Annotated in this window: 20 protein-coding genes and 2 tRNA genes; 10 read left to right on the forward strand and 12 right to left on the reverse strand. The window is 58.9% G+C overall.

Going from position 1 to position 23,885, the window contains the following annotated elements; genetic code table 11:
• Positions 1–119 precede the first annotated feature (119 nt).
• From ACO1VH_RS00710 to ACO1VH_RS00730, 5 genes are all read left to right on the forward strand, one after another.
• A complete protein-coding gene (locus tag ACO1VH_RS00710; protein WP_486241636.1) occupies positions 120–1,622 on the forward strand; it encodes a protein adenylyltransferase SelO in 1,503 nt (500 codons plus the stop codon).
• Positions 1,619–2,026 carry a peptide-methionine (R)-S-oxide reductase MsrB gene (gene msrB / locus ACO1VH_RS00715; protein WP_486241638.1) on the forward strand — a complete coding sequence of 136 codons (408 nt, stop codon included), beginning with the start codon at positions 1,619–1,621 and terminating at the stop codon, positions 2,024–2,026. The genes ACO1VH_RS00710 and msrB overlap by 4 nt, the downstream gene beginning before the upstream one ends.
• A gap of 13 nt (positions 2,027–2,039) precedes the next feature.
• Complete coding sequence (locus ACO1VH_RS00720; protein ID WP_486241640.1) at positions 2,040–2,660, forward strand: septation protein A; 621 nt, start codon at positions 2,040–2,042, stop codon at positions 2,658–2,660.
• A 1-nt stretch (position 2,661) separates the two neighbouring features.
• Positions 2,662–2,931, forward strand: a complete 270-nt coding sequence (locus ACO1VH_RS00725; protein WP_486241641.1) for a BolA family protein — start codon at positions 2,662–2,664, stop codon at positions 2,929–2,931.
• 76 nt (positions 2,932–3,007) lie between these two features.
• The gene (locus tag ACO1VH_RS00730; RefSeq protein WP_486241643.1) at positions 3,008–3,784 is read left to right on the forward strand and encodes a peptidylprolyl isomerase; all 777 of its coding nucleotides are present in this window, start codon (positions 3,008–3,010) and stop codon (positions 3,782–3,784) included.
• A gap of 209 nt (positions 3,785–3,993) precedes the next feature.
• Here ACO1VH_RS00730 and purL read toward each other — a convergent pair whose 3' ends face one another.
• The 3 genes from purL to ACO1VH_RS00745 form a co-directional block, all read right to left on the reverse strand.
• On the reverse strand, positions 3,994–8,004 hold the full coding sequence (gene purL, locus ACO1VH_RS00735) for a phosphoribosylformylglycinamidine synthase (RefSeq protein WP_486241646.1): 4,011 nt from the start codon (positions 8,002–8,004) through the stop codon (positions 3,994–3,996).
• 255 nt (positions 8,005–8,259) lie between these two features.
• On the reverse strand, positions 8,260–8,664 hold the full coding sequence (locus tag ACO1VH_RS00740; protein ID WP_486241648.1) for a DoxX family protein: 405 nt from the start codon (positions 8,662–8,664) through the stop codon (positions 8,260–8,262).
• A gap of 198 nt (positions 8,665–8,862) precedes the next feature.
• Positions 8,863–10,050 (reverse strand): AI-2E family transporter, encoded by a 1,188-nt coding sequence (locus tag ACO1VH_RS00745; RefSeq protein ID WP_486241650.1) that lies wholly within the window; start codon positions 10,048–10,050, stop codon positions 8,863–8,865.
• A 230-nt stretch (positions 10,051–10,280) separates the two neighbouring features.
• Here ACO1VH_RS00745 and ACO1VH_RS00750 point away from each other — a divergent pair, with 230 nt between their 5' ends.
• The 3 genes from ACO1VH_RS00750 (at position 10,281) to ACO1VH_RS00760 (ending at position 13,507) form a co-directional block, all read left to right on the forward strand.
• Positions 10,281–10,430 (forward strand): lmo0937 family membrane protein, encoded by a 150-nt coding sequence (locus ACO1VH_RS00750; RefSeq protein WP_486241652.1) that lies wholly within the window; start codon positions 10,281–10,283, stop codon positions 10,428–10,430.
• A gap of 180 nt (positions 10,431–10,610) precedes the next feature.
• Entirely contained in the window at positions 10,611–11,861 is a 1,251-nt protein-coding gene (locus ACO1VH_RS00755; RefSeq protein ID WP_486241654.1) for a D-amino acid dehydrogenase, read from the forward strand.
• Between the two features lie 110 nt (positions 11,862–11,971).
• On the forward strand, positions 11,972–13,507 hold the full coding sequence (locus ACO1VH_RS00760) for an NAD(P)H-hydrate dehydratase (protein WP_486241656.1): 1,536 nt from the start codon (positions 11,972–11,974) through the stop codon (positions 13,505–13,507).
• 15 nt (positions 13,508–13,522) lie between these two features.
• On the opposite strand, the gene ACO1VH_RS00765 is transcribed toward ACO1VH_RS00760, so the two are convergent.
• A complete protein-coding gene (locus ACO1VH_RS00765) occupies positions 13,523–14,206 on the reverse strand; it encodes an ABC transporter ATP-binding protein (protein WP_486241658.1) in 684 nt (227 codons plus the stop codon).
• Between ACO1VH_RS00765 and ACO1VH_RS00770 the strand changes: the two genes are divergently transcribed.
• A complete protein-coding gene (locus ACO1VH_RS00770) occupies positions 14,205–14,864 on the forward strand; it encodes an arylesterase (RefSeq protein WP_486241660.1) in 660 nt (219 codons plus the stop codon). The two genes, ACO1VH_RS00765 and ACO1VH_RS00770, sit on opposite strands and share 2 nt — an antisense overlap.
• 82 nt (positions 14,865–14,946) lie before the next feature.
• On the opposite strand, the gene ACO1VH_RS00775 is transcribed toward ACO1VH_RS00770, so the two are convergent.
• The 5 genes from ACO1VH_RS00775 to lon all read right to left on the reverse strand — a co-directional run bounded on the left by ACO1VH_RS00775 (position 14,947) and on the right by lon (position 20,179).
• A complete protein-coding gene (locus ACO1VH_RS00775) occupies positions 14,947–16,866 on the reverse strand; it encodes a SurA N-terminal domain-containing protein (RefSeq protein WP_486241662.1) in 1,920 nt (639 codons plus the stop codon).
• A gap of 77 nt (positions 16,867–16,943) precedes the next feature.
• Positions 16,944–17,020, reverse strand: a tRNA-Asp gene (locus tag ACO1VH_RS00780).
• Between the two features lie 35 nt (positions 17,021–17,055).
• Positions 17,056–17,131: transfer RNA gene (locus ACO1VH_RS00785), tRNA-Val, on the reverse strand.
• A gap of 96 nt (positions 17,132–17,227) precedes the next feature.
• Positions 17,228–17,500: an HU family DNA-binding protein gene (locus ACO1VH_RS00790; RefSeq protein WP_486241664.1), complete on the reverse strand. Its 273-nt coding sequence runs from the start codon at positions 17,498–17,500 to the stop codon at positions 17,228–17,230.
• A gap of 261 nt (positions 17,501–17,761) precedes the next feature.
• Positions 17,762–20,179, reverse strand: coding sequence for an endopeptidase La (gene lon / locus ACO1VH_RS00795; RefSeq protein ID WP_486241666.1), 2,418 nt, complete (start codon positions 20,177–20,179; stop codon positions 17,762–17,764).
• On the opposite strand from lon, the gene ACO1VH_RS00800 reads away from it, so the two are divergent.
• Complete coding sequence (locus ACO1VH_RS00800; RefSeq protein WP_486241668.1) at positions 20,178–20,429, forward strand: hypothetical protein; 252 nt, start codon at positions 20,178–20,180, stop codon at positions 20,427–20,429. The genes lon and ACO1VH_RS00800 overlap by 2 nt on opposite strands.
• Here the strand turns inward: ACO1VH_RS00800 and clpX are convergent.
• The 3 genes from clpX to tig form a co-directional block, all read right to left on the reverse strand.
• Entirely contained in the window at positions 20,422–21,693 is a 1,272-nt protein-coding gene (clpX, locus tag ACO1VH_RS00805; protein WP_486241670.1) for an ATP-dependent Clp protease ATP-binding subunit ClpX, read from the reverse strand. The two genes, ACO1VH_RS00800 and clpX, sit on opposite strands and share 8 nt — an antisense overlap.
• Positions 21,694–21,853: 160 nt before the next feature.
• Positions 21,854–22,483 carry an ATP-dependent Clp endopeptidase proteolytic subunit ClpP gene (gene clpP, locus ACO1VH_RS00810; RefSeq protein WP_308632356.1) on the reverse strand — a complete coding sequence of 210 codons (630 nt, stop codon included), beginning with the start codon at positions 22,481–22,483 and terminating at the stop codon, positions 21,854–21,856.
• Between the two features lie 52 nt (positions 22,484–22,535).
• Positions 22,536–23,885 (reverse strand): trigger factor, encoded by a 1,350-nt coding sequence (tig, locus tag ACO1VH_RS00815; protein WP_486241672.1) that lies wholly within the window; start codon positions 23,883–23,885, stop codon positions 22,536–22,538.

The raw sequence follows: 23,885 nt of genomic DNA on the forward strand, positions 1-23,885 counted from the left end.
CACGGCGTGCAACATCGCTGCACCGCAGCTTCAGTACGCGTGCGCGCAGCGCTTTCCCTTCTCTGTCAAAATAGCAGTTTCCATGGCGACAAAAGCGCCACGCCCCTGAAAGATTCTGCATGAATGCACCCGCACCGCGCCCGGGCCAACGCCTCGGCGATTTGCAGCTTGCCAATTCGTTTGCCTCGCTGCCGCCTGCGCATTACACGACATTGATGCCGACGCCGCTGCCCGATCCTTATCTCGTTGCAACAAGCACCTCGGCCGCAGCCCTGATCGGCCTGGATGTTGAGGAAACGCGTACGCAAGCCTTCATCGACGTGTTTACCGGCAATCAGCTTCTGGACGGCTCCAAACCGCTCTCCGCCGTGTATTCCGGCCACCAGTTCGGTGTCTGGGCCGGTCAGCTCGGCGACGGCCGTGCGATTCTGCTCGGCGATGTGCCGGCCTTCGATGCCGCGCCGACGGGACGTCTCGAATTGCAACTGAAGGGTTCCGGCTTGACGCCCTACTCGCGCATGGGTGATGGCCGCGCCGTATTGCGTTCGTCGATTCGCGAATTCCTTTGTTCGGAAGCGATGGCCGCACTCGGCATTCCGACCACGCGCGCACTCTGCGTGACCGGTTCCGATCAACTCGTCATGCGCGAACAACCGGAAACCGCCGCCGTGGCAACGCGCATGTCGCCAAGCTTTGTGCGTTTCGGCTCCTTCGAACACTGGTTCTACAACGAGAAGCACGATGAGTTGCGCACGCTGGCCGACTACGTCATCGACAACTTCTATCCGCAATTGCGTACCGCCGAAAATCCCTACAAGGCATTGCTGACGGAAGTGACGCTGCGTACGGCGCAATTGATGGCGCAATGGCAGTCGGTCGGCTTCATGCATGGCGTGATGAATACCGACAATATGTCCATCCTCGGCCTGACGCTGGATTACGGCCCGTTCGGTTTCATGGAAGCATTCAACGCACACCACATCTGCAACCACACCGACCAGCAAGGGCGCTATTCCTATGCGCGCCAGCCGCAGATCGGCGAATGGAACTGTTTTGCGCTCGGACAAGCCTTGCTGCCGCTGATCGGTAGCGTCGAGGAAACGCAGGCAGCCTTGCGCATCTACAAGCCGGCCTTTTCGGAAAAATTCCTGGCGCTGATGCATGCCAAGCTCGGCCTGCAGACATCGCAGCCGGAAGACGCCGCACTGTTCGACGACATGTTCGGCATCCTGCATGCCAGTCATGTCGATTTCACGTCCTTCTTCCGCCAGCTCGGCAATTTCCGGCCGGGAGATGCCGGCAGCGCCGAACCGTTGCGCGACTTGTTCATCGACCGCGCCGCCTTCGATGCCTGGGCGCTACAATACGCGGCACGCCTGCAACAGGAAAATAACGACGACGGCGCACGCAAGCTTGCAATGAACGCCGTCAACCCCAAGTACGTGCTGCGCAACTATCTGGCGCATATCGCCATCGAGAAAGCGCAGAAAAAGGATTTTTCGGAGGTGGCGCGCCTGTTGCAGGTGCTGGAACGTCCGTTCGACGAACAGCCGGAAAACGAACATTACGCCGCCCTGCCGCCCGACTGGGCCAACGATTTGGAAGTGAGTTGCTCATCATGATCGACAAAGTCATCAAGACCGACGCCGAATGGCGCGAACAGCTGGACGACGAACAATACGCCGTCACGCGCCATGCCGCCACCGAAGCGCCGTTCACCGGCCGCTACTGGGATCATCACGAACCCGGCATCTACACCTGCATCTGCTGCGGCACGCCGCTGTTCGCATCCGACGCCAAGTTCGAATCCGGCTGCGGCTGGCCCAGCTACTTCAAGGCGCTGAATCCGGCGATGGTCAAGGAAAAGATCGATCGCAGCTACGGCATGGTGCGCACCGAAATCATCTGTAATGTCTGCGACGCGCACCTCGGCCACGTCTTCAACGACGGCCCGCCGCCGACCGGCCTGCGCTACTGCATCAATTCCGCATCGCTGAGCTTTTCACCGATGCCCGAACTGAAATAACCGCACGACTGCCATGAAATTCCTGTTCGATCTGTTCCCCGTCATCCTCTTCTTCGGCGTCTTCAAGTGGGGCGAAGGCAATGCGCAAGCCGCGCAGGCTATCGGCCAGCAATATCTGAGCGGCCTCGTCTCCGGCGGCGAAGTCACGCTGGCGCAGGCCCCCATCCTGCTTGCGACCGCGATCGCCATCGTCGCCACCGTCGTGCAGATCGGCTGGCTGCTGCTGCGCCGGAAGAAAGTGGATACGACGCTGTGGCTGTCGCTCGCCATCATCGTGGTCTTTGGCGGCGCAACGATCTACTTCCACAACGAAACCTTCATCAAGTGGAAACCGACCGTGTTGTACTGGTGCTTCGCCGCCGCGCTATTGTTCAGCCAGATCTTCCTGAAGAAGAACCTGATCCGCACGATGATGGAAAAACAGATGTCGCTGCCGGACGGCATCTGGCGCCGCGTCAACTTGTCGTGGGTCGCCTTCTTCCTGACGATGGGACTGCTGAACCTGTACGTCGCCTTCAATTTCTCCACGGACAGCTGGGTCAACTTCAAGCTGTTCGGCAGCATGGGACTGATGCTGGTCTTCATCGTCGTGCAGAGCCTGATGCTGTCCAAGTACATCAAGGAACCGCAGTAACATGAGCGATCGCATCGACCGCATCCGTATCCGCCTTGAGGAAACTTTCGCTCCCGAGTCCTGTCAACTTGAGGACGAATCCGCGCTGCACGCAGGCCATGCGGGCGCGGCTTCCGGCGGCGGACATTACCGCCTGTTCATCGTCTCGGACAAATTCGAAAAACAGAGCCGTATCCAACGTCACCGGCTGGTGTATGATTGTCTGAGTGACATGATGCACAAGGATATTCACGCATTGGCCATTACCGCCCTCGCGCCGTCCGAAATCTGACAAAAATTTGAAGAAAAGTTGAACAAAGTAAGCCGGCACGTTTTTCCCAACAACAAACTTCCATTCAGGAATCAATATGACCTTTAAACCCGCTCATCTGGTGGTCGCATTACTTGTGTCTTCCGCGTTGCCTGCGATGGCACAAAATCTTGCCGTTGTGAACGGCAAACCCGTTCCCTCCTCCCGTGCGGACATGATGGTCAAGCAGATGGCCGCGCAAGGCCAGCAGGACACGCCTGAACTGCGCGCCATGATCAAGGAAGAGCTGATCAACCGCGAAATCCTGGTGCAGGAAGCCGACAAACTCGGTCTCGGCACCACGCCCGACGTCAAGGCGCAACTGGAAATCGCACGCCAGTCCATCCTGATCCGCGCGCTGGTCGGCGATTACCTGAAGAAGAATCCGGTCAAGGATGCCGACGTCAAGGCCGAGTACGACAAGTTCCGTGCACAAGCCAGTGACAAGGAATATCATGCGCGCCACATCCTGGTCGAAACCGAGGATGAAGCCAAGGCCATCATCGCCAAGCTGAAGGCAGGCGCCAAGTTCGAAGACCTGGCCAAGCAATCGAAGGATCCTGGTTCTGCTGCCAACGGCGGTGATCTGGACTGGGCTGCACCGCAGGCTTTCGTGAAACCGTTCTCCGACGCAATGGTTTCGCTGAAAAAAGGCCAGCTGCTGGAAACGCCGGTGCATACGCAATTCGGCTGGCACGTGATCCGTCTGGATGATGTGCGTGCAGCGAAGATTCCGACGCTGGAAGAAGTCAAACCGCAGATCGTCGAATCGCTGCAACAGCGCAAACTGCAGGCTTACCAGCAGGAACTGCGTACCAAGGCGAAGATCAAGTAATTCCCGCTTCTTCACGAAAAAGGCGCTCGAACGAGCGCCTTTTTTATTGCCTGTTTTGTTTGCCTGTGAATCGACAGTTCCTCTAACGAACCGCCATCCTCCATGATCGTCATGTCCTTCCGGCTTCTCCAAGCAAGCCTGAAAGAAACATGTACATCGTAAAAAAAATGGCCGGATATTTCCGGCCATTTTTCAGATGGAAAGGTAAATCATCCAACCCATTTGCGCGCATTGCGGAACATGCGCATCCACGGCGAATCCTCGCCCCACGCATCCGGATGCCACGATTGCTGGACCGTGCGGAACACACGCTCCGCATGCGGCATCAGCACGGTGAAGCGGCCGTCCGGCGTCGTCACCGACGTGATGCCCTGCGGCGAACCGTTCGGATTGTACGGATAGGTTTCGGTCGCATGACCCTTGTTGTCGATGTAGCGCATCGCGACGATGGCCTTGTCGATGTCGCCGGTCTGCGAGAAATCCGCATAGCCTTCGCCGTGCGCAATCGCGATCGCGGTTTGCGTGCCGGCCATGCCGCTGAAGAAGATCGATGGCGACGATGCCACCTCGACCATCGAGAAGCGCGCCTGGAACTGCTCGGCCTTGTTGCGCGTGAATTTCGGCCAGGCTTCCGCACCCGGGATGATGGATTTCAGGTTGCTCATCATCTGGCAGCCGTTGCAGATGCCCAGCGCGAACGTATCCGCACGAAAGAAGAAGTCGGCGAACTGCTCGGCCAGCTGCGCATTGAACAGGATGGTCTTGGCCCAGCCTTCGCCGGCACCCAGTACGTCGCCGTACGAGAAACCGCCAACGGCGATCGCGCCCTTGTAGTCGGCCAGATGCGCGCGGCCGGCGATCAGGTCGCTCATGTGCACGTCCACCGCTTCGAAACCGGACTTGTGCATCACGTAGGCCGTCTCGACCTGCGAATTGACGCCCTGCTCGCGCAGGATGGCAACCTTGGGACGCGCGCCGGTCGCGATGAACGGCGCGGCAATATCCTCCTGCGGATCGAAGGTCAGCAGCGGCGTGATGCCCGGATCGAGCTTGTCGAGGATGCGGTCGTATTCGGCATCGGCGCAATCCGGGTTGTCGCGCAGGCGCACGATGCGCCAGCTGGTTTCGCTCCAGAAGCGCTGCAGGTCGATGCGCGACTGACTGTAGATCGTCTTCGCATCGCGCGTGAATTCGATCATGTCGTGATCGTTCAGCGTGCCGACGATGTGGCTGCAGCCGCCGAGGTTGTATTCGCGCAGCACGTTCATCACGTCGGACTTCTGCTCCGCGCGCACTTGGATGACAGCACCCAGTTCTTCATTGAACAGCGCGCGCAACGTCATGTCGTTGCGGCGCTCGCTCACCTGCTGCGCCCAGTTCTTCGCATCGCCGGCGTCGCTCGCATGCTCGCCTTCCAGCGTCAGAATGTCGAGATTGACCGACAGCCCGGTATGGCCGGCGAATGCCATTTCGCACAGCGTGGCAAACAGGCCGCCGTCGGAACGGTCGTGATAGGCCAACAGCTTGCCTTCGTTGTTCAGGCGCTGGATCGCGTTGAAGAAGCCTTTCAGGTCTTCCGCGCTTTCCACGTCCGGTGCATCGTTGCCGATCTGCTGCATGACTTGCGCAAAGGCCGATGCCCCCAGACGATTCTTGCCACGGCCCAGATCGATGACGATCAGCGCGGTATCGCCCAGGTCGGTACGCAGTTGCGGCGTCAGCGACTTGCGCACGTCGTGCACCGGCGCAAACGCGGACACGATCAGCGAAACCGGCGCGACGACAGCCTTGTCCTTGCCCTCGTCCTGCCAGGTCGTGCGCATCGACAGTGAATCCTTGCCGACCGGGATGCTGATGCCGAGCGCCGGGCACAATTCCATGCCGACCGCCTTGACGGTATCGAATAACGCCGCGTCCTGCCCCGGCTGTCCGCATGCCGCCATCCAGTTGGCCGACAGCTTGATGTCGGAGATATCGGCAATCGGCGCCGCCGCGATATTCGTGATCGCTTCGCCGACTGCCATGCGGCCGGAGGCGGCAGCATCGATGACGGCGACCGGCGTGCGTTCGCCCATCGCCATCGCCTCGCCCAGATATCCTTCGAAGCTCATCGCCGTAACGGCGCAATCGGCAACGGGAACCTGCCATGGGCCGACCATCTGGTCGCGCACCGACATGCCGCCGACGGTACGGTCGCCGATCGTGATCAGGAAAGATTTGTCCGCCACCGTCGGCAGACGCAGCACGCGCACCGATGCTTCCAGCAGATCGATGCCGGTCAGGTCGATCGCCGGCAGGCTTTTCTCGACATGCGTGACGTCGCGATGCATCTTCGGCGGCTTGCCGAGCAGCACGTCCATCGGCATGTCGACCGGCTCGTTGTCATGCAGCGGATCGATCAGTTTCAACTGGCGCTCTTCCGTCGCGGTACCGACCACGGCAAACGGGCTGCGCTCACGCTCGCACAGGTAGGCGAACTGTGCGAGATTGTCCGGTTCGATCGCCAGCACATAACGTTCCTGCGATTCGTTGCTCCAGATTTCCTTCGGCGACAGGCCGCTCTCCTCCAGTTGAATTTCGCGCAGATCGAAAATTGCGCCACGCTTGGCGTCGTTGGTGATTTCCGGGAAAGCGTTCGACAGACCGCCGGCGCCGACGTCGTGGATCGACAGGATGGGATTGTTTTCACCCATCGCCCAGCAGGCATTGATGACTTCCTGCGCACGACGCTCCATTTCCGGATTGCCGCGCTGCACGGAATCGAAATCGAGGTCGACGGTGTTGGTGCCGGTCGCCATCGACGATGCAGCGCCGCCGCCCATGCCGATACGCATGCCCGGACCGCCGAGCTGGATCAGCAGGCTGCCGACCGGCAAGGCGTTTTTCTTCGTATGTTGCGCGGCGATGCTGCCGATGCCGCCGGCAATCATGATCGGCTTGTGATAGCCCTGCACCACGCCGCCGACGTTCTGCTCATAGGTACGGAAATAGCCGCCGAGGTTCGGTCGGCCGAATTCGTTGTTGAATGCTGCTGCGCCAATCGGGCCGTCGATCATGATTTGCAGCGGCGAGGCGATGCGATCCGGCTTGCCGTAGACGTCTGCATCACCCTTCTGATCGGGCGGTAGCGTGACGTCGCGCGCGTTTTCCCATTGCTGCTCGCCATCCGGCAGCATCAGGTTGGAGACGGTGAAACCGCACAGGCCGGCTTTCGGCTTGGCGCCGCGGCCAGTCGAACCTTCGTCGCGGATTTCGCCGCCGGCACCGGTCGAAGCGCCCGGGAACGGCGAGATCGCGGTCGGATGGTTATGCGTCTCGACCTTCATCAAGATGTGCGTCAGCTCTTCCGACGGCGCATAGGTATTGCCTGCCGAAGCGCCGCGCGGATAGAAACGCATCACGTTGCCGCCCTCGATCACCGACGAGTTGTCGCTGTAGGCGACGACGGTGCCGCGCGGCGACAGCTGGTGCGTATTCTTGATCATCGCGAACAGCGACTTGTCCTGCTTTTCGCCGTCGATGGTCCAGTCGGCATTGAAGATCTTGTGGCGGCAGTGTTCGCTGTTGGCCTGCGCGAACATCATCAGTTCGACGTCGGTCGGATTGCGCTTGGCGGCGGTAAACGCATCCAGCAGATAATCGATCTCGTCGTCCGACAACGCCAGGCCCAGTTCCGTGTTGGCATCGAGCAGCGCGGCACGGCCGCCCTGCAGCAGATCGATGTGCGCCAGCGGCTTGGCGTCCAATTCCTCGAACAGTCCGGCTGCCTGTTGCGCATCGCGCAGCACGGTTTCCGTCATGCGGTCATGCAGCAGGGCCTGCACCGCAGCGGTGTCCTCTTCGGACAGCTTCTTCGCACCACCCAGCAAGCCGCTCTTCAGATGCACGACATAGCTGATGCCGCGCTCGATGCGATGGATACCGGTCATGCCGCAGTTGTGCGCAATGTCGGTCGCCTTGCTGGCCCACGGCGAGATCGTGCCGAAACGCGGGATCACGACGAATTCCTCGCCTTCCAGCTTCGAGTCGAAAGGTTCGCCATAGGTCAGCATCGCTTCCAGACGCTTGACGTCGTCCGGCGCCAGCGGCACGGCGGAATCGATGAAATGCAGATAGCGTCCGGAGACGCCCGTGATGGCGGAATCGATCTGGTGAAGTTGTTGCAGGAGACGTTCGGTACGGAAGGCAGACAGGGCGTTGGAACCTGGCAGAATCAGCATGGCGAGATGGCGGTTGAGGCGGGAAGGCGGAACGGAATGGCCTCCAACCCGCGATTTGGATCGGAAACCGTGATTATACCGCGAGGCGCCCTCGGAAGCCGCGTCCGCAACAGCGGAAATCGCCGGCCGGAAGACGAAAAAAGGACGCCGTCCGGCGTCCTTTCATTTTTCCCTGCGTTTGCGACGAATCCGCGTATTGCGGCGGTTGTCGCCCGGTCTGGATTGCCTGCCTGTCACATCCTGCAGCGCCGGAACTCAGTTCCAGCGGCCGCCGCGGCCGCCCACGCTGAAGCGCCCCGCTCCCAGCAAGACCAGCGCCAGCGCCGAAAAGAGAAACATGCCCTGCAATTCCAGCGCCCAGCCACCGGTACTGGACAGCGTCGCCAGTTGCTTCATGTGGACGAGAAAGATCGCAAACACCATATTGCCGGCGATGATCAGCGCCGCCAGGCGCGACCACAAGCCGACGATCAGCAGGATGGGCGCGACCACTTCGCCCAGATAGACCAGATAGCCGATGGCGGCAGGCAATCCCGCCTGCGTCGCCGCACCGATGACGAATGCCGGCCCAGCCATGATTTTGGATATGCCGTGCAGCAGGATCAGCACGCCCAGCACCACACGCAACAGCAGTTTTCCGAGATCGTCCGTATTACCCATCGCTCGCTCCCTTCATGGTTGAATGCACAGTACCCGCCGGCAGACAGCAGTCCGCCCGCTGGCATCATACGCTTGTGCCGCATGATGGCAAGCGCCGTGACATTTCGGGGTTTTTTCAACCTTTTTTCTGAACGAATTGCCGGCTAATTCACCGGCGATTTATCGGTCGACTCTTCGGTCGATTCATCGGCCGCCAATTCACTCTCCCAGCAATTCCGAAACCGCCCGCAAACCTTCGACGTGTTCGGAGATCACCTTGATGATCACCGTGATCGGAATCCCCAGCAGCATGCCCCAGGCGCCCCACAGCCAGGTCCAGAACAGCAGCGAGACGAATACCGCCGTCGCGTTCATGCGGGCGATGCGCCCGGTCATCCACGTCGTGACGAATGTGCCGACGACTGTCGACACGACCAGGGTCGCCCCCGTCACCAGCAGCAAGGCATTCACCGTCTCGAATTGCATGAAGGCGCTGACGCCGGTCGCCGCGATGATCAGGACCGTGCCGAAATACGGGATGATGTGCAGGAAGGCGGCAGCAATCGCCCAGGCGCCGGCATTCGCCAGTCCGATCCACTCCAGCGCGATCCACATCAGAACGCCGAACAATGCATTCGTCACCAGCAGCATCAGCATGTAATTCTGGATCGACTTGTTGATCGCATCGAGAATATGTACGGTGATCTTGCGTGTCGACAGCGCATGCCCGCTGACTTTCACCAGTTTGCGTTTGAAGGTATCGCCGGAAGCAAGAAAGAAAAACACCAGGAAAATCACCATGACGGCCTGGCTGAGAAAGGTCATCACGCCCGCCGATCCCGCGCGCAACCATTCGTTCAGATTGAACAGCGAACGATCGGCATTGGCCCGGCTGGGCGACGTACGCACGCCGGCCGCCTGGTTGGTCGCCTTCTCGATTTCGCTTGCCGCCGCCTGCATCTGCTGAATCGCGCTGGGCTGGCCGCGATGGAAGTTGCGCAGCGTGCGCGCCATCTTCTGCGTCGCTACCGGCAGATCGCTGAGGATGGCATTGAATTCGTCGCGCAGATTCCATGTCGTCAGCAAGGCGCTACTCAGAATCGCCGCGATCACGATCGAGGTGCCGAGCAGCCGGGGAATGCGTATGCGCTCCAGCCAGGTCACCAGCGGACTCAGCGTATAGGCAATGAAGATGCCGAACACCAGCGGGATGAAGAATTTGTTCGCGGCAGTCAGCGCAAACACCAGCGCCACGCTGGCCAGAATGATCAGCGATATGCCACGCGCATCCACCGGAAGCGGAATCAGCGCTGCGGCTCTCTCCTGCTGTACGGCGCTTTCACTCGCATCCTCATGATGAACCACATCGGTTCCATGCGGCCGGCTTTCGTCGATCTGTTTTTTCATTTTGGCGGCAAATGCAGGAAGGACACTGCCATTGGGCAACGGCCGTCATGGAACGTTCCCGGTTGGTACAAGGACTGCCCTCAGGCAAGCACAATGTACGGTAACGTACAGATTCCGCTCGGAGCACGCCCCTAGACTGGAAACGGATAAAAACGAACAAGCCTGTCAGCAATCGTCTGCACATGCGGCAAGGCAGGTTTCAACCATCCGCAAAAGAGAAAGGACATGCCATGCTTTATACCATTGCAGTGATACTCGTCATCCTCTGGCTGATCGGCCTGGTGAGTTCGTATACGCTGGGCGGCTTCATCCATCTGCTGCTGGTCATCGCCATCGTCGTCGTCCTGCTGCGCATCATCAGCGGGCGCAGTCCGATGTAACAGTCGTTGCATGTAAGACCACGACATGCCGAAAAGCCGCCTGCGGGCGGCTTTTTCGTATCCGTTGCGACAAAATAGCCGTCGCAAAAAAATTTATTCGCCAATTTCATCTGCCGCGCTGGCACAGTAACGAACCGGCTTGGTAACATGACGAGTTGCTTTCAGGAAGGATGGGGAATAATGCAAGTAGCGGTCATCGGGGCGGGTGTGGTCGGCGTCAGCACCGCCTATTTTCTGGCCGAGGCAGGACACGAAGTCGTCGTCGTGGAACGCCGCAACAACGTCGCGGAAGAAGCCAGTTTCGGCGATGCCGGCATTCTGGCAACCGATGCCGTTTCCCCCTGGATTGCGCCGGGCATGGCGAAATCGCTGTTTTCGCTGCTGCTGCGACAGGACGCGCCGATTCACCTTCACCGCGCCTGGAACCCGTCCCTGTGGCGCTGGATTCGCCGCTGGATGCGTGAAAGCGATGCCAACCGCTACCGCATCAACCGCGCGCGCATGCATCGCGTGGCCGCCTACAGTGATGAAATCATCCGCCAACTGTGCGATCGCCATCAGCTCGATTACGAACAGACGGCCGGCTATCTGCAAATCTATCGTTCCGAACGCGAACTGCAGCTGGCCAAGCCTGCCTTCGACTTCCTGCAGGAAGCCGCCATCCGGCACGACGTTCTCACGATGGAAGACGTGCGCATGCTGGAACCGGCGCTGAATTCCTCTGCCCGCCTTGCAGGCGGCCTCTATCTGCCGCAGGCCGAATCCGGCAACTGCCCGCTGTTCACGCGCCAGATCCGACAGCTTGCCCAGGCAATGGGCGTGGAATTCCACTTCGGCTGCAATGTCGATGCCATCCATACCTCGTATCGCGGCGTGCTGATGCAGGTGGGCGAACTGAACCTGTCCGCCGATGCCGTCGTGCTCGCCACCGGCGCCGACAGCGCCGCCCTGCTCGCCCCCTTCGGCATGAAGCTGCCGGTGCAGTCGGTACGCCACTATGCGGCAACCGCGACGATTCGCAACTATGAATCCGTGCCGTTGAATACTTTGATGGACGAGAGCTGCAAAACGTCGATCGCCCGCCTTGGCAACCGCATCCGCATCGCCGGCACCGCCGAGCTCGGCGCCCGCACACCTGCTCTGCGGCAAAACGCATTGAACACGCTGCTGAAAGTAGCTTACGACTGGTTCCCCGACGCCTGTCATTACAACGCGGCCACGTTCTGGTCAGGCAGCAGCCTGATGTTGCCGGACAACGTGCCACTGATCGGCGAAACGCCTGCCAGGAACGTTTTCCTGAATATCGGCCACGGCTCGGCCGGCTGGGCAATGGCGGCGGGCGCCGGACGGCTGGTTGCCGATATCGTTTCTGGCCGTTCGACCGATATCGATACCGACGGCCTGACCATGTCGCGTCTGCAGGCTGCCTAGTCAATCACGGCTGAATAAGACCGCACCGCAACGGCCATGCCGATGATGCACGTCCTTGCCACTCGTCTCGGCTAGAATCGGAATCGCACTTCACTTCCCACGACGATCCCATGACCGGCACGCATCCGCTCCATTCCGTCGCAGCGATTCGCAGCATCGAAGAAGCCGCCTTGCGCACGCTGCCGCCATTCACGCTGATGCAACGCGCCGGCAAGGCCGCTGCGGCCTTTGCACTCGAACTGCTGGCCGATGTGGACGGCATGCCGCCGGTACTGGTGCTTGCCGGTCCCGGCAATAACGGCGGCGACGCACTGGAAGCCGCCAGCTTATTGGCCCATGCACGCTGCGACGTCACCGTCCTGATGGCGAGCGACGCCACCCGCCTGCCGGCCGATGCACATCGGGCCTATCTGCATGCGGCGGCCAGCCATATCGCCTTTCTGGGCCCCGAACAATACGACGCCATTGCGCGAACCGACTGGGCACTGGTCATCGACGGCTTGTTCGGCATCGGTCTGGCGCGTCCGCTGTCCGGCCTGTGGCGGCAACTGGTCGAAACGGTCAATGTGTTGCCCGCTCCCGTTCTTTCGCTCGACGTGCCAAGCGGCCTGGACGCCGATACCGGCACCGTAGTCGGCGGTGCGGACGGCATTGCCGTCCGTGCGACGCATACGTTGACCTTTATCGGCGACAAGCTCGGTCTGCATACCTGTGACGGTCGCGATCATGCCGGTGCGGTCAGCGTTGCCTGTCTCGACATTGCGCAGGCATCCGTTGCCGCCGCTTCTCCATCGATGGCATTGAATGGCATTGCTGCATTCGCTTCCACATTGCGTCGTCGTCCGCACAATTCGCACAAGGGCAGCTATGGCGACGTGGTGGTGCTGGGCGGTGCGGCCGGCATGAGCGGCGCTGCCATCCTGTCAGCACGCGCAGCAGCCAAATGTGGAGCCGGCCGCGTGCATGTGGCATCAATGGCAGCCGATCTCGTCTACGACAGCCAGCAGCCGGAACTGATGTGCCGCGCCGCCGCCACCATCGATTTCATTGACAAGACAGTTGTCGCCGGCCCCGGCATGGGAACGTCCCGCGACGCCCATGATCTGCTGGCACGGGCCATTGCCGCCGATACGCCGTTGGTGCTCGATGCCGATGCGCTGAACCTGATCGCCGAAGAACCGGCGTTGCAGCAGAAACTGAAATCGCATCGCGCACCGGCCCTGCTCACGCCTCATCCGCTGGAAGCGGCGCGCCTGCTCGGCATGACGACTGCACAGGTGCAGGCAAATCGCATCGATGCCACCCGCACGTTGGCGACGACATTGCATGCGGTGATCGTATTGAAAGGATCGGGATCGGTGATCGCCTCGCCGGACGGCAGGATCGCGATCAACCCCACCGGCAACCCGGCATTGGCAACGGCCGGCTCCGGCGATGTACTGTCAGGTGTATGCGGCGCACTGCTGGCACAGCAATGGCCGGCCTGGGAAGCTGCACTTGCGGCCGTCTGGCTGCATGGCGCGGCAGCGGACGAACTGGTTCGACACGGCATCGGGCCGGTCGGCGTGGTCGCCAGCGAATTGATTCCGGAGATTCGCGCGCTGCTGAACCGGCTGATTGCCGAGCATGCACCGCGCCTGCATTGAAAACGTCGTTCTCTATCAGAGCAGCCGGCCAGCCGAAATGGTAATCGTCTGCCTGCACAAGGCAGCGATCGACGGATCGTGCGTGACCAAGACCAGCGTCGATTGGCGCTCGTGATTCAGTTCGAACATCAGCTTGATGACGGCCTCGCCAGTTGCGGCATCGAGGCTGCCCGTCGGCTCGTCGGCAAACAACAGCGGCGGCTCGCAGACAAAGGCGCGCGCCAGAGCAACCCGCTGCTGTTCGCCGCCCGACAGATACTTTGGATAATGCTTCAAGCGGCTCGACAGGCCGACGCGCGCCAGCATCGCTTCCGCTTTTTCCTTCGCCTGATCGTCACTACGCAATTCCAGCGGCAGCATGACGTTTTCCAGCGCATTCAGATGCCCCAGCAGTTGGAATGACTGGAATACGAAGCCCAGCCGTTCCTTGCGCAAACCGGCGCGGCCATCCTCGTCGAGCGCGAAGATATCGGTGCCGTTCAACCGGACTGTTCCGTTCGACGGCGTATCCAGCCCGGCCAGCAGGCCCAGCAAGGTGGACTTGCCTGACCCCGATGCGCCGACGATCGCCAGCGTGTCGCCGGGCTGCACGGTAAAATCGACGCCGTGCAGGATGGTCAGTTCGCCGGTTGCATCGGCCACGCGCTTCGTCAGATTGATTGCTTCGATTGCAGGATACGAAAGAGAGGATTCAGGCATGCCGTTTGATTTCAGGTTGTCACATCAGGTGGGATCGGTATTCCGGATGGCATTGCAGATGATACTGACGCTGATGCTGGCCACGTTCGCAATGACGGCCTATTCTGCATCAAAAACCATCGTGGTGCTCGGCGACAGCCTGTCGGCCGAATACGGACTGGAACGCGGCCGCGGCTGGGTCAGCCTGTTGCAGCAACGGCTCGTCGCGGAAAAAATTCCGGTCAACATCGTCAATGCCAGCATCAGCGGCGAAACCACCAGCGGCGGCCGCGCACGCCTGCAATCGCTGCTGAACAAGCACAAGCCCGATGTCGTTGTCATCGAACTTGGCGCCAACGACGCGCTGCGCGGACTGTCGCTGGCAGCCACGCAGGACAATCTGGAAGCCATGGTCAAAAGTGCCGCGAATGCCCGCGCAAAAATTCTGCTGATCGGCATGCAGATTCCGCCCAATTACGGCGCCGACTATACAAAGCGTTTTACCGCGCTGTATCCCAAGGTGGCAAAGCAATCGGGAGCGGCGCTGGTCCCTTTCATGCTGAAAGGCGTCGTGGAAAAACCGGAACTGTTCCAGCCGGACCGCATTCATCCGAATGAAACGGCTCATCCCATCATTCTGGACAACATCTGGCCGCAACTGAAACCGCTGCTCCGATGACGAACAATATGCGTTTCATGAAAAAAGCCGCTGGTTATTCAGCGGCTTTTTTATTCACTTCGATTCCGATTTCTTCATCGACTTATTCTGTTGCTTCCGCCGAACCGGCAGATACCGGACGCAGAATCTGCACTTTCGCCTTCTGCTTCAAGGCCTCGATGTAGGCCTGCGTTTCTTCCTGTGCCAGCGCAGCCGTGATCTGCTGTTTTTCCGCCTGACGCTTGGCATTGTCGACATTGGACGGTTGCATGATCTTGATGACACGGACAATGCTGTAGCCCTGATCGCCCAGATCGGCACCCGCATAAGCCGGCAACTTGGAAGTATCCGCTTTCATCGCTGCGAGGAAAACGGCCGGATTCACACCCTGGCTTTTTGCACGCGAAATGATTTGCGCAGCACTGAAACCTGCAGCGTCGTCCTTCGCCTTCAACTCGGCCAGCTTGGCTTCGCCTGCCTTCTTCGCCAGCGCGGCAGCTTCCTTCGCCACAACGCGATCATGCACCTGTGCTTTCACTTCTTCGAAGGGACGCTTGGATGCCGGCTTGTAATCCACGACACGGCCTGCGATCAGCGTATTCGGTGCCACCTCGACTGCTTCGGTGTTGCGTTTGTTCTTCAACGCATCGTCCGAGAATAGCGCGGTCAGGAACTTCTGATTGTTGTACAGCGCGGTCGCCGGCAGTGCGCGATTCGATTGGCGCGACAGATTGTCTGCCGTTTCGATTTTCAGCTTCAGCTTGTCGGCCACGTCTTTCAGGCTATCCGATTGCTCGTACACCGTGTTGTTGAACACGTCTGCCGTCTCGGCGAATTTCTTTGCCAGCAGTTGCTTGCGAATGTCTGCAGCGATCTCGCCTTTCACCTCATCCAGCGTCTTGACCGTCGCCGGCTTGATCGCCGTGACCTTGATGATGTGATAGCCGTAATCCGACTGCACCAGGTCGCTCAACTCCCCCTGCTTCAGCTTGAAGGCTGCCTCCTCAAAGGACGGAACCATCATGCCCTTGCTGAAGAAATCCAGATCGCCGCCACGCTCGGCCGAACCCGGATCGTCCGAATTCTTCTTCGCCAGTTCGGCGAACTGCTGCGGATTCTTGCGCAATGTCTCCAGCAGTTTTTCGGCCTTTTCCTTTGCCGCTGCCTTCTCGGCATCGGTCGCATCCTTATTCACTGCGATCAGGATATGGCTGGCGCGGCGCTGCTCCGGCGTACCGTAGTGGGATTTGTTCTGCTCGTAATAGGATTTGATGTCGGCATCGCTGACATTGATCTGCGACGCCACTGCATCCGACGTCAGCACAACGTACTCTGCCTTCACGCGTTCCGGCACGTCGAATTGCTTGCTGCCTGCGTAATACGCCTGGAGCATGTCGTCGGTCACCTTGACCTGCGACTTGTAGTCGGCCGCTTTGAACGACAGCTGCTGCACCTCGCGCTCCTGCTCACCCAGTTCTGACAGACGCGTGGCCAGCGAATCCGGCGCAAAAGCCGTCGTCTGGATCGCCGCATTTACCTGCTGCATTGCCAGATCATGACGCAGGCGCCCTTCGTACATTTCCGGCGTCAATCCCTGCGCGGCCAACAGCGCACGATAGCGTTCGTAGTCGAATTTGCCGTCCGCGCCCTTCAGCGCAGCCATGTTGCCGATCGTCTGCTGCAGCATCTGGTCGGACACCGACAATTGATTCCGCTTCGCCTCGCCCGCCAGTACGCGCTGCGCGATCATGTTGTCCAGAATGTCTCTCTTTGCTTCAGGCGTGTCGAACATCTTGGAATCGAACTGGTTGCCGAGCACTTGGCGAAAACGCTCCATCTGTTCGCGCTGCGCGGCATCCCACTCCTGCTGCGTGATTTCCTGCCCATCGACCTTGGCAACGGCATTCGTGGATTCCCGCATGCTGGTGTAGCTTTCGAGGCCGAAAAACGCGAACGACGGGAAGATGATCAGAAGCAGCAGAAACTGCATCAGGCGTTGGTGGGTGCGGATGAATTCAAACATGGCTAACCAATCACAAACTAGACACGATCTGGACGTCGATATGAAAAAAGGCGAACTCTCGTTCGCCTTTTTGATTTTGGCGGAGTGGACGGGACTCGAACCCGCGACCCCCGGCGTGACAGGCCGGTATTCTAACCGACTGAACTACCACTCCTTACTGCTTGATGTTTCCTTGCGAGTCTGACTGCTTGGTGGGTGCTGAGAGGCTCGAACTCCCGACCTACGCCTTGTAAGGGCGCCGCTCTACCAACTGAGCTAAGCACCCGAAGCCTTTGCTTAACCAGTCAAACATTCAGCGTTGTCACCACGCCGCAAAGAGGAGCTATTTTACAGCATGTCGCTGCAAAATGCACTACGCAAATTAGTTGATGGCGTCTTTCAGTGCTTTGCCCGGTTTGAACTTCGGCACTTTGGCAGCCTTGATCTTGATTGCTTCGCCGGTACGCGGATTGCGGCCGGTGCGAGCAGCACGCTTGCCAACGGAGAACGTGCCGAAACCAACCAGGGTAACGGAACCATTCTTTTTCAACGTGGTTTTGACGGCAGCAATCACGGAGTCGAGTGCACGCGTAGCAGCAGCCTTGGAGATGTCTGCGGAATCGGCAATGTGGTCAATCAATTCGGTTTTGTTCACGTACGTCCCCTCACAAAGGTTGAATATCGCATGTCGTCATACACGATTTGTATCACGACGATACGCAGTGCAGAAAAATCTGCAGCAGGTATTAAACAAGCCGCAAAGCCTTGTGTCAAGCGGTTTTCCGGGCATTCTCCCTCTGAAGATCATCTATCTTCACGACATACTTTTCTCATTTTTATGCAGACGTTCGATGCACATGCGAAAAAAAAGCGCTCCGAAGAGCGCTTTTTCGACAGTGCAACACACCTGTGAACATCAATGTTTGACGACATTCGGATCGGATGATTCCGACGATTTTGCGACCGACGATGCATCGACTTCGGCCACTTCCTCGTCCGACAGCGCAACCGGCGGGCGCTCCAACGCGATTTCCAGCACCTTGTCGATCCAGCGAACCGGAACGATTTCGAGCTTGTTCTTCACGTTGTCGGGGATCTCTGCAAGATCCTTCACGTTCTGCTCAGGAATCAGCACGGTCTTGATACCACCGCGATGTGCCGCCAGCAGTTTTTCCTTCAGACCACCGATCGGCAGCACTTCACCGCGCAGCGTGATTTCGCCCGTCATCGCAACGTCGGCACGTACCGGAATGCCGGTGAAGACCGACACCATCGCCAGCGTCATCGCGATACCGGCGGACGGACCGTCCTTCGGCGTCGCACCTTCCGGCACGTGGATGTGAATGTCGTTCTTCTCGAAAGCCATCGGCTTGATGCCGAGTTTCTGTGCACGGCTACGCACGACAGTGCGCGCCGCCTCGATCGACTCCTTCATCACATCGCCCAGCGTACCGGTACGGATGATGTTGCCCTTGCCCGGCATGCTGACAGCTTCGATCGTCAGCAGATCGCCGCCGACTTCGGTCCACGCAAGACCGACCACCTGACCGACCTGGTTTTCCTTCTCGGCCACACCGAAGTCGAACAGACGCACGCCAAGGAATTTGTCGAGATTCTTCGACGTCACGTTGATCTTGCGGTCCTGTTTCTTCAGCAGCAGCATTTTCACGACCTTGCGGCAGATCTTCGAAATCTCCCGCTCGAGCGAACGCACGCCCGCCTCACGCGTGTAGTAACGAATGATGTCGCGGATCGCCGATTCGGCCACGCTGATCTCGCCTTCCTTCAGACCGTTGTTCTTGATCTGCTTCGGCAACAGATAACGCTGCGCGATGCTGGTCTTCTCATCTTCCGTGTAACCGGACAGACGGATGACTTCCATACGATCGAGCAAGGCCGGCGGAATGTTCAGCGAGTTCGACGTCGCCACGAACATCACGTCGGACAAATCGAAATCGACTTCGACGTAATGATCGGAGAACGTGTGGTTCTGTTCCGGGTCCAGCACTTCAAGCAATGCCGACGACGGATCGCCGCGGAAATCCATGCCCAGCTTGTCGATCTCGTCGAGCAGGAACAGCGGATTGCGTACGCCGATCTTCGACAGGCTCTGCAGGATCTTGCCCGGCATCGAACCGATGTAGGTACGACGATGACCGCGAATCTCCGCTTCGTCGCGCACGCCACCGAGCGCCATGCGCACGAACTTGCGGTTCGTCGCACGCGCGATCGACTGGCCGAGCGAAGTCTTGCCGACGCCCGGAGGGCCGACGAAGCACAGGATAGGCGCTTTCACCTTGTCGACGCGCTGCTGCACGGCGAGATATTCGAGAATGCGTTCCTTGATCTTTTCGAGACCGTAGTGGTCCGCTTCGAGCACTTTCTCGGCGTTCGACAGATCGTTGTTGACCTTGGATTTTTTCTTCCACGGCAGGCCGAGCAACGTGTCGATGTAGTTGCGCACGACCGTCGCTTCAGCCGACATCGGGGACATCAGCTTCAGCTTCTTCAGTTCGCTCTGCGCCTTGGCCAAGGCTTCCTTCGGCATCTTGGCTGCAACGATCTTCTTCTCGAGCTCCTCGAGATCGGCACCTTCTTCGCCTTCGCCCAGCTCTTTCTGGATCGCCTTGACCTGTTCGTTCAGGTAATACTCGCGCTGCGATTTCTCCATCTGGCGCTTGACGCGGCCGCGGATGCGCTTCTCGACCTGCAGGATGTCGAGTTCGCCTTCCAGCTGGCCGAGCAAATGCTCGTAGCGCTTGGCGACGTTGAAGATTTCTAGGATGACCTGCTTCTGCTCGAGCTTCAGCGGCAGATGCGCGGCAATCGTATCGGCCAGGCGACCGGCGTCGTCGATGCCTGCCAGCGAAGTCAGGATTTCCGGCGGAATCTTCTTGTTCAGTTTGACGTACTGATCGAACTGCTGGACGATCGCGCGGCGCATCGCCTCGACTTCCGACTCGTCGCCGAGTTCGGATTCGATCGGTGTCAGGTCAGCGACGAAATGCGTTTCCAGTTCGCTGATGTGGTGGATACGTGCACGCTGCGCGCCTTCGACCAGCACCTTCACGGTGCCGTCCGGCAGCTTCAGCATCTGCAGGATATTGGCGACGCAGCCGATTTCATAGATGTCGTCGGCAGACGGCTCATCCTTGGCAGCAGCCTTCTGGGCGGCGAGCATGATGCTCTTGCCCTGCTCCATTGCGGCTTCCAGTGCCTTGATTGATTTGGGACGACCGACAAATAGCGGAATCACCATGTGCGGGAAGACAACGACATCCCGCAAAGGCAACAACGGAAGTTGGGTTTGTTCAATGGAAAGTGTAGTCGTCATGGCGAGCCTTATCGATAAACGTGTTAATGATGTTGGCACGAGCGGCCAAAACACAAGCCCGGTCAGCAACAAAAATCAGCCCGACAAACAAAAAAGCCACCCGCGAAGACGTTCTTCGAAGTGGCTTTACGATGGAAGCCTGATTGATTTCTGCTGCGATTTGATTGTACTGCCTTTTTCAAATGAAAAACGGGCCTTCAAAGCCCGTTTTTCATCATTTCAGCCGCTTTTTGTACGGAATATCACTTAGAACCGGACACTTTCGGCTGTTCGTGATAGATGAGCAACGGCTTGGCGCCATTGGTGATCGTGTTGTCGTCGATGACCACCTTGGAAACGTTTTGTTCGTTTGGCAATTCGAACATGACATCCAGCAAGGCATGCTCAAGAATGGAACGCAGGCCGCGCGCACCGGTCTTGCGGGCAATGGCTTTTTTGGCAATAGCCTGCAATGCGGCCGGACGGATTTCCAGTTCCGCGCCTTCCATCTGCAGCAACTTGGTGTACTGCTTGATCAGCGCGTTCTTCGGCTCGACCAGAATCTGGATCAGCGCGTCTTCGTTCAATTCGCTCAGCGTTGCGACAACCGGCAGGCGGCCGACCAGTTCCGGAATCAAGCCGAACTTGATCAGGTCTTCCGGTTCGGTATCCAGCATGACGTCGCTTGCCGTACGTTCTTCCCGACTCTTCACGCTGGCGGAGAAACCGATGCCGCTCTTTTCCGAACGTTCCGAAATGATCTTCGCCAGGCCATCGAATGCACCGCCGCAAATGAACAGGATGTTGGTCGTATCGATCTGTACGAAATCCTGATTCGGATGCTTGCGTCCGCCCTGCGGCGGCACCGATGCCATCGTGCCTTCGATCAGTTTCAGCAACGCCTGCTGCACGCCTTCGCCGGAAACGTCACGCGTGATCGACGGGTTGTCCGACTTGCGCGAAATCTTGTCGATCTCGTCGATATAGACGATACCCTTCTGCGCGCGCTCGACTTCGTAATTGCAGTTCTGCAGCAGCTTCTGGATGATATTTTCCACGTCCTCGCCGACATAGCCGGCTTCGGTCAGCGTGGTCGCATCGGCGATCACGAAAGGAACATCGAGCGTACGTGCCAGCGTTTGCGCCAGCAGCGTCTTGCCGGAACCGGTCGGGCCGACGAGCAGGATATTGCTCTTGGCCAATTCGACGTCGTCCTTCTTGCCCAGATGCTTCAGGCGCTTGTAATGGTTGTAGACCGCAACCGACAGAATGCGCTTGGCAGCCTGCTGTCCGATCACATATTGATCCAGCAGGTCACACAATTCCTGCGGCGTCGGCAGGTCGCTGCGCGGCGCGCCGCCGACCGATTCGATGCTCGCAGCTTCGTCGCGAATGATGTCGTTGCACAGGTCGATGCACTCGTCGCAGATGAAGACGGACGGACCTGCGATGAGCTTCTTCACCTCATGCTGGCTTTTGCCGCAAAAGGAGCAGTAAAGCAATTTTTCACCGCTTGAGGATTTTTTCTCTGACATGGTGCATTTCTTTTAGTTGAACGGATCGATATTACCTGCGAATCCACGATTCGTCACGCCGCGCGCAATGGCAATTTTGCCAATCCGATGATGAATCCGATGACGCAAAGCAAAACGCCCGGAACAGGTCCGGGCGTTCGCGATTTCGACAGGCGTCGTGTTATTCGCGATGCATCAGAACCTTGTCAATCATGCCATATTCCACAGCAGCTTCTGCCGACATGAAATTGTCGCGATCAGTGTCCTTGGAGATTTCCTCTACCGACTTTCCGGTACGTTCGGCAAGAATGCCGTTCAAACGTTCCCGCAGATAAAGGATTTCACGCGCCTGGATTTCGATATCCGAAGCCTGGCCCTGCGCACCGCCCAGCGGCTGATGAATCATGATGCGCGAATTCGGCAACGAAAAACGCTTGCCCTTCTCGCCTGCTGCCAGCAGGAAAGCGCCCATCGAAGCCGCCAGACCGGTGCACAGCGTCGAGACGTTCGGCTTGATGAACTGCATCGTGTCGTAGATCGCCATGCCGGCCGAAACCGAACCGCCCGGCGAGTTGATGTACAAGGAAATATCCTTGTCCGGATTCTCGCTTTCCAGGAACAGCATCTGCGCGACGATCAGATTGGCCGACTGGTCGTTGACCGGGCCGACCAGAAAAATGATGCGTTCTTTCAGCAGTCGCGAATAAATGTCATACGCGCGCTCACCACGGCCGCTTTGTTCGATCACCATCGGCACCATACCGAGCATGTCGGTATCGAGCGCGGAAGTACGGATCATGCTTGTCGTCATCTGCTTTCCTCGAAGAGAGCGCACAAGGCGCTCATTATCGTGCGTTGCGCTATCAGCCTTGTGCGTTGTTACCCATCAATTCGTCGAACGCAACCGGCTTCTCGGTCACCTTCGCCTTGCCCAGCACGTAATTGACGACGTTTTCTTCCAAAACAAGTGCTTCGATTTCGGCCAGGCGGTTGCGATCGCTGAAATAATACTTGATAACCTGTTGCGGATCTTCGTAGCTCTGCGCGAATTCCTCGACCTGCGTGCTCACCTGTTCCGGCTTGGCCTGCAGTTCGTTGGTCTTGACGATGTCGGCCAGAATCAGGCCCAGACGCACACGGCGTTCTGCCTGCTCGCTGAACAGCTCGCGCGGGAACGGCATGTCGTTGTTGATCTTCATGCCGCGTTGCATCATATCCTGGCGGGTCTGTTCCATCAGGCGGTCGACTTCCTGATCGACCAGCGCCTTCGGCACATCCAGTTCGCTGTTCTTGATCAGTGCGTCCATCACGCTGTCCTTGACGCGCGCCTTGATGCGGTTACCGACTTCACGCTGCAGATTGGATTTGATGTCTTCGCGCATCTTGCCCAGATCGCCATCGGGAATACCCAGCGATTTGGCGAATTCAGCGTCGACTTCCGGCATGTGCGCCCACTCGATCTGCTTCAGCGTGACTTTGAATTCAGCAGTTTTGCCAGCCACGTCGGCGCCATGGTAATCGGCCGGGAACGACAGCGGGAAGGTGCGCGATTCGCCGACCTTCAGGCCCAGCGTGCCGTTTTCGAATTCGGCCAGCATGCGGCCTTCGCCCAGCACGAAGGCGTAGTCGTCAGCCTTGCCGCCCTGGAATTCGACGCCGTCGATCGTGCCGACGAAATCGATGGTGACGCGATCGCCGTTCTTTGCCGTCAGGTCAGAACCGCCGTCACCGTGCGCGCTCTGCTCGCCCTTGACGTGGTAATGCACGCGCTGCTTGCGCAGGATGTCGATCGTCTTGTCGATTTCGGCTTCGCTGACGTCGGTCGCAACCTTTTCGACTTCCGCCTGCGACAGATCGCCGATCTTCACTTCCGGATAGACTTCAAAGGTCGCATCGAATGCGATCGTGCCTTCGGCGGCGCCTTCGGTCTTCGGTTCGATTTTCGGGAAACCGGCAACGCGCAGATTGTTTTCGCTGGTCGCTTCGCTGAATGCGCGGCCGACCTTGTCGTTCAGCACTTCATTCTCGATCTGATAGCCGTATTGCTGTGCAACCATCTTCATCGGAACCTTGCCCGGACGGAAGCCCGGCGCCTTGGCCGTGCGTGCGCGTACTTTCAGGCGCTTTTCCACTTCGGCCTGTACGTCAGCGACTGGCACGTTGATGGTGATGCGGCGTTCGAGTTTTTCGAGGGTTTCGACTGCAGTTGCCAT

This window comes from Oxalicibacterium sp. (genome assembly GCF_057353965.1).

Excerpts from the sequence above, each read along its gene's own strand:
- tig (WP_486241672.1), bottom strand. The coding sequence starts at position 23,885 with ATGGCAACTGCAGTCGAAACCCTCGAAAAACTCGAACGCCGCATCACC.
- ACO1VH_RS00750 (WP_486241652.1), top strand. The coding sequence starts at position 10,281 with ATGCTTTATACCATTGCAGTGATACTCGTCATCCTCTGGCTGATCGGC.
- ACO1VH_RS00755 (WP_486241654.1), top strand. The coding sequence starts at position 10,611 with ATGCAAGTAGCGGTCATCGGGGCGGGTGTGGTCGGCGTCAGCACCGCC.
- ACO1VH_RS00710 (WP_486241636.1), top strand. The coding sequence starts at position 120 with ATGAATGCACCCGCACCGCGCCCGGGCCAACGCCTCGGCGATTTGCAG.
- clpX (WP_486241670.1), bottom strand. The coding sequence starts at position 21,693 with ATGTCAGAGAAAAAATCCTCAAGCGGTGAAAAATTGCTTTACTGCTCC.
- ACO1VH_RS00800 (WP_486241668.1), top strand. The coding sequence starts at position 20,178 with ATGGCGAGCCTTATCGATAAACGTGTTAATGATGTTGGCACGAGCGGC.
- ACO1VH_RS00765 (WP_486241658.1), bottom strand. The coding sequence starts at position 14,206 with ATGCCTGAATCCTCTCTTTCGTATCCTGCAATCGAAGCAATCAATCTG.
- ACO1VH_RS00760 (WP_486241656.1), top strand. The coding sequence starts at position 11,972 with ATGACCGGCACGCATCCGCTCCATTCCGTCGCAGCGATTCGCAGCATC.
- ACO1VH_RS00770 (WP_486241660.1), top strand. The coding sequence starts at position 14,205 with ATGCCGTTTGATTTCAGGTTGTCACATCAGGTGGGATCGGTATTCCGG.
- ACO1VH_RS00720 (WP_486241640.1), top strand. The coding sequence starts at position 2,040 with ATGAAATTCCTGTTCGATCTGTTCCCCGTCATCCTCTTCTTCGGCGTC.
- purL (WP_486241646.1), bottom strand. The coding sequence starts at position 8,004 with ATGCTGATTCTGCCAGGTTCCAACGCCCTGTCTGCCTTCCGTACCGAA.
- ACO1VH_RS00725 (WP_486241641.1), top strand. The coding sequence starts at position 2,662 with ATGAGCGATCGCATCGACCGCATCCGTATCCGCCTTGAGGAAACTTTC.
- ACO1VH_RS00745 (WP_486241650.1), bottom strand. The coding sequence starts at position 10,050 with ATGAAAAAACAGATCGACGAAAGCCGGCCGCATGGAACCGATGTGGTT.
- lon (WP_486241666.1), bottom strand. The coding sequence starts at position 20,179 with ATGACGACTACACTTTCCATTGAACAAACCCAACTTCCGTTGTTGCCT.
- ACO1VH_RS00740 (WP_486241648.1), bottom strand. The coding sequence starts at position 8,664 with ATGGGTAATACGGACGATCTCGGAAAACTGCTGTTGCGTGTGGTGCTG.
- ACO1VH_RS00775 (WP_486241662.1), bottom strand. The coding sequence starts at position 16,866 with ATGTTTGAATTCATCCGCACCCACCAACGCCTGATGCAGTTTCTGCTG.
- ACO1VH_RS00730 (WP_486241643.1), top strand. The coding sequence starts at position 3,008 with ATGACCTTTAAACCCGCTCATCTGGTGGTCGCATTACTTGTGTCTTCC.
- msrB (WP_486241638.1), top strand. The coding sequence starts at position 1,619 with ATGATCGACAAAGTCATCAAGACCGACGCCGAATGGCGCGAACAGCTG.
- clpP (WP_308632356.1), bottom strand. The coding sequence starts at position 22,483 with ATGACGACAAGCATGATCCGTACTTCCGCGCTCGATACCGACATGCTC.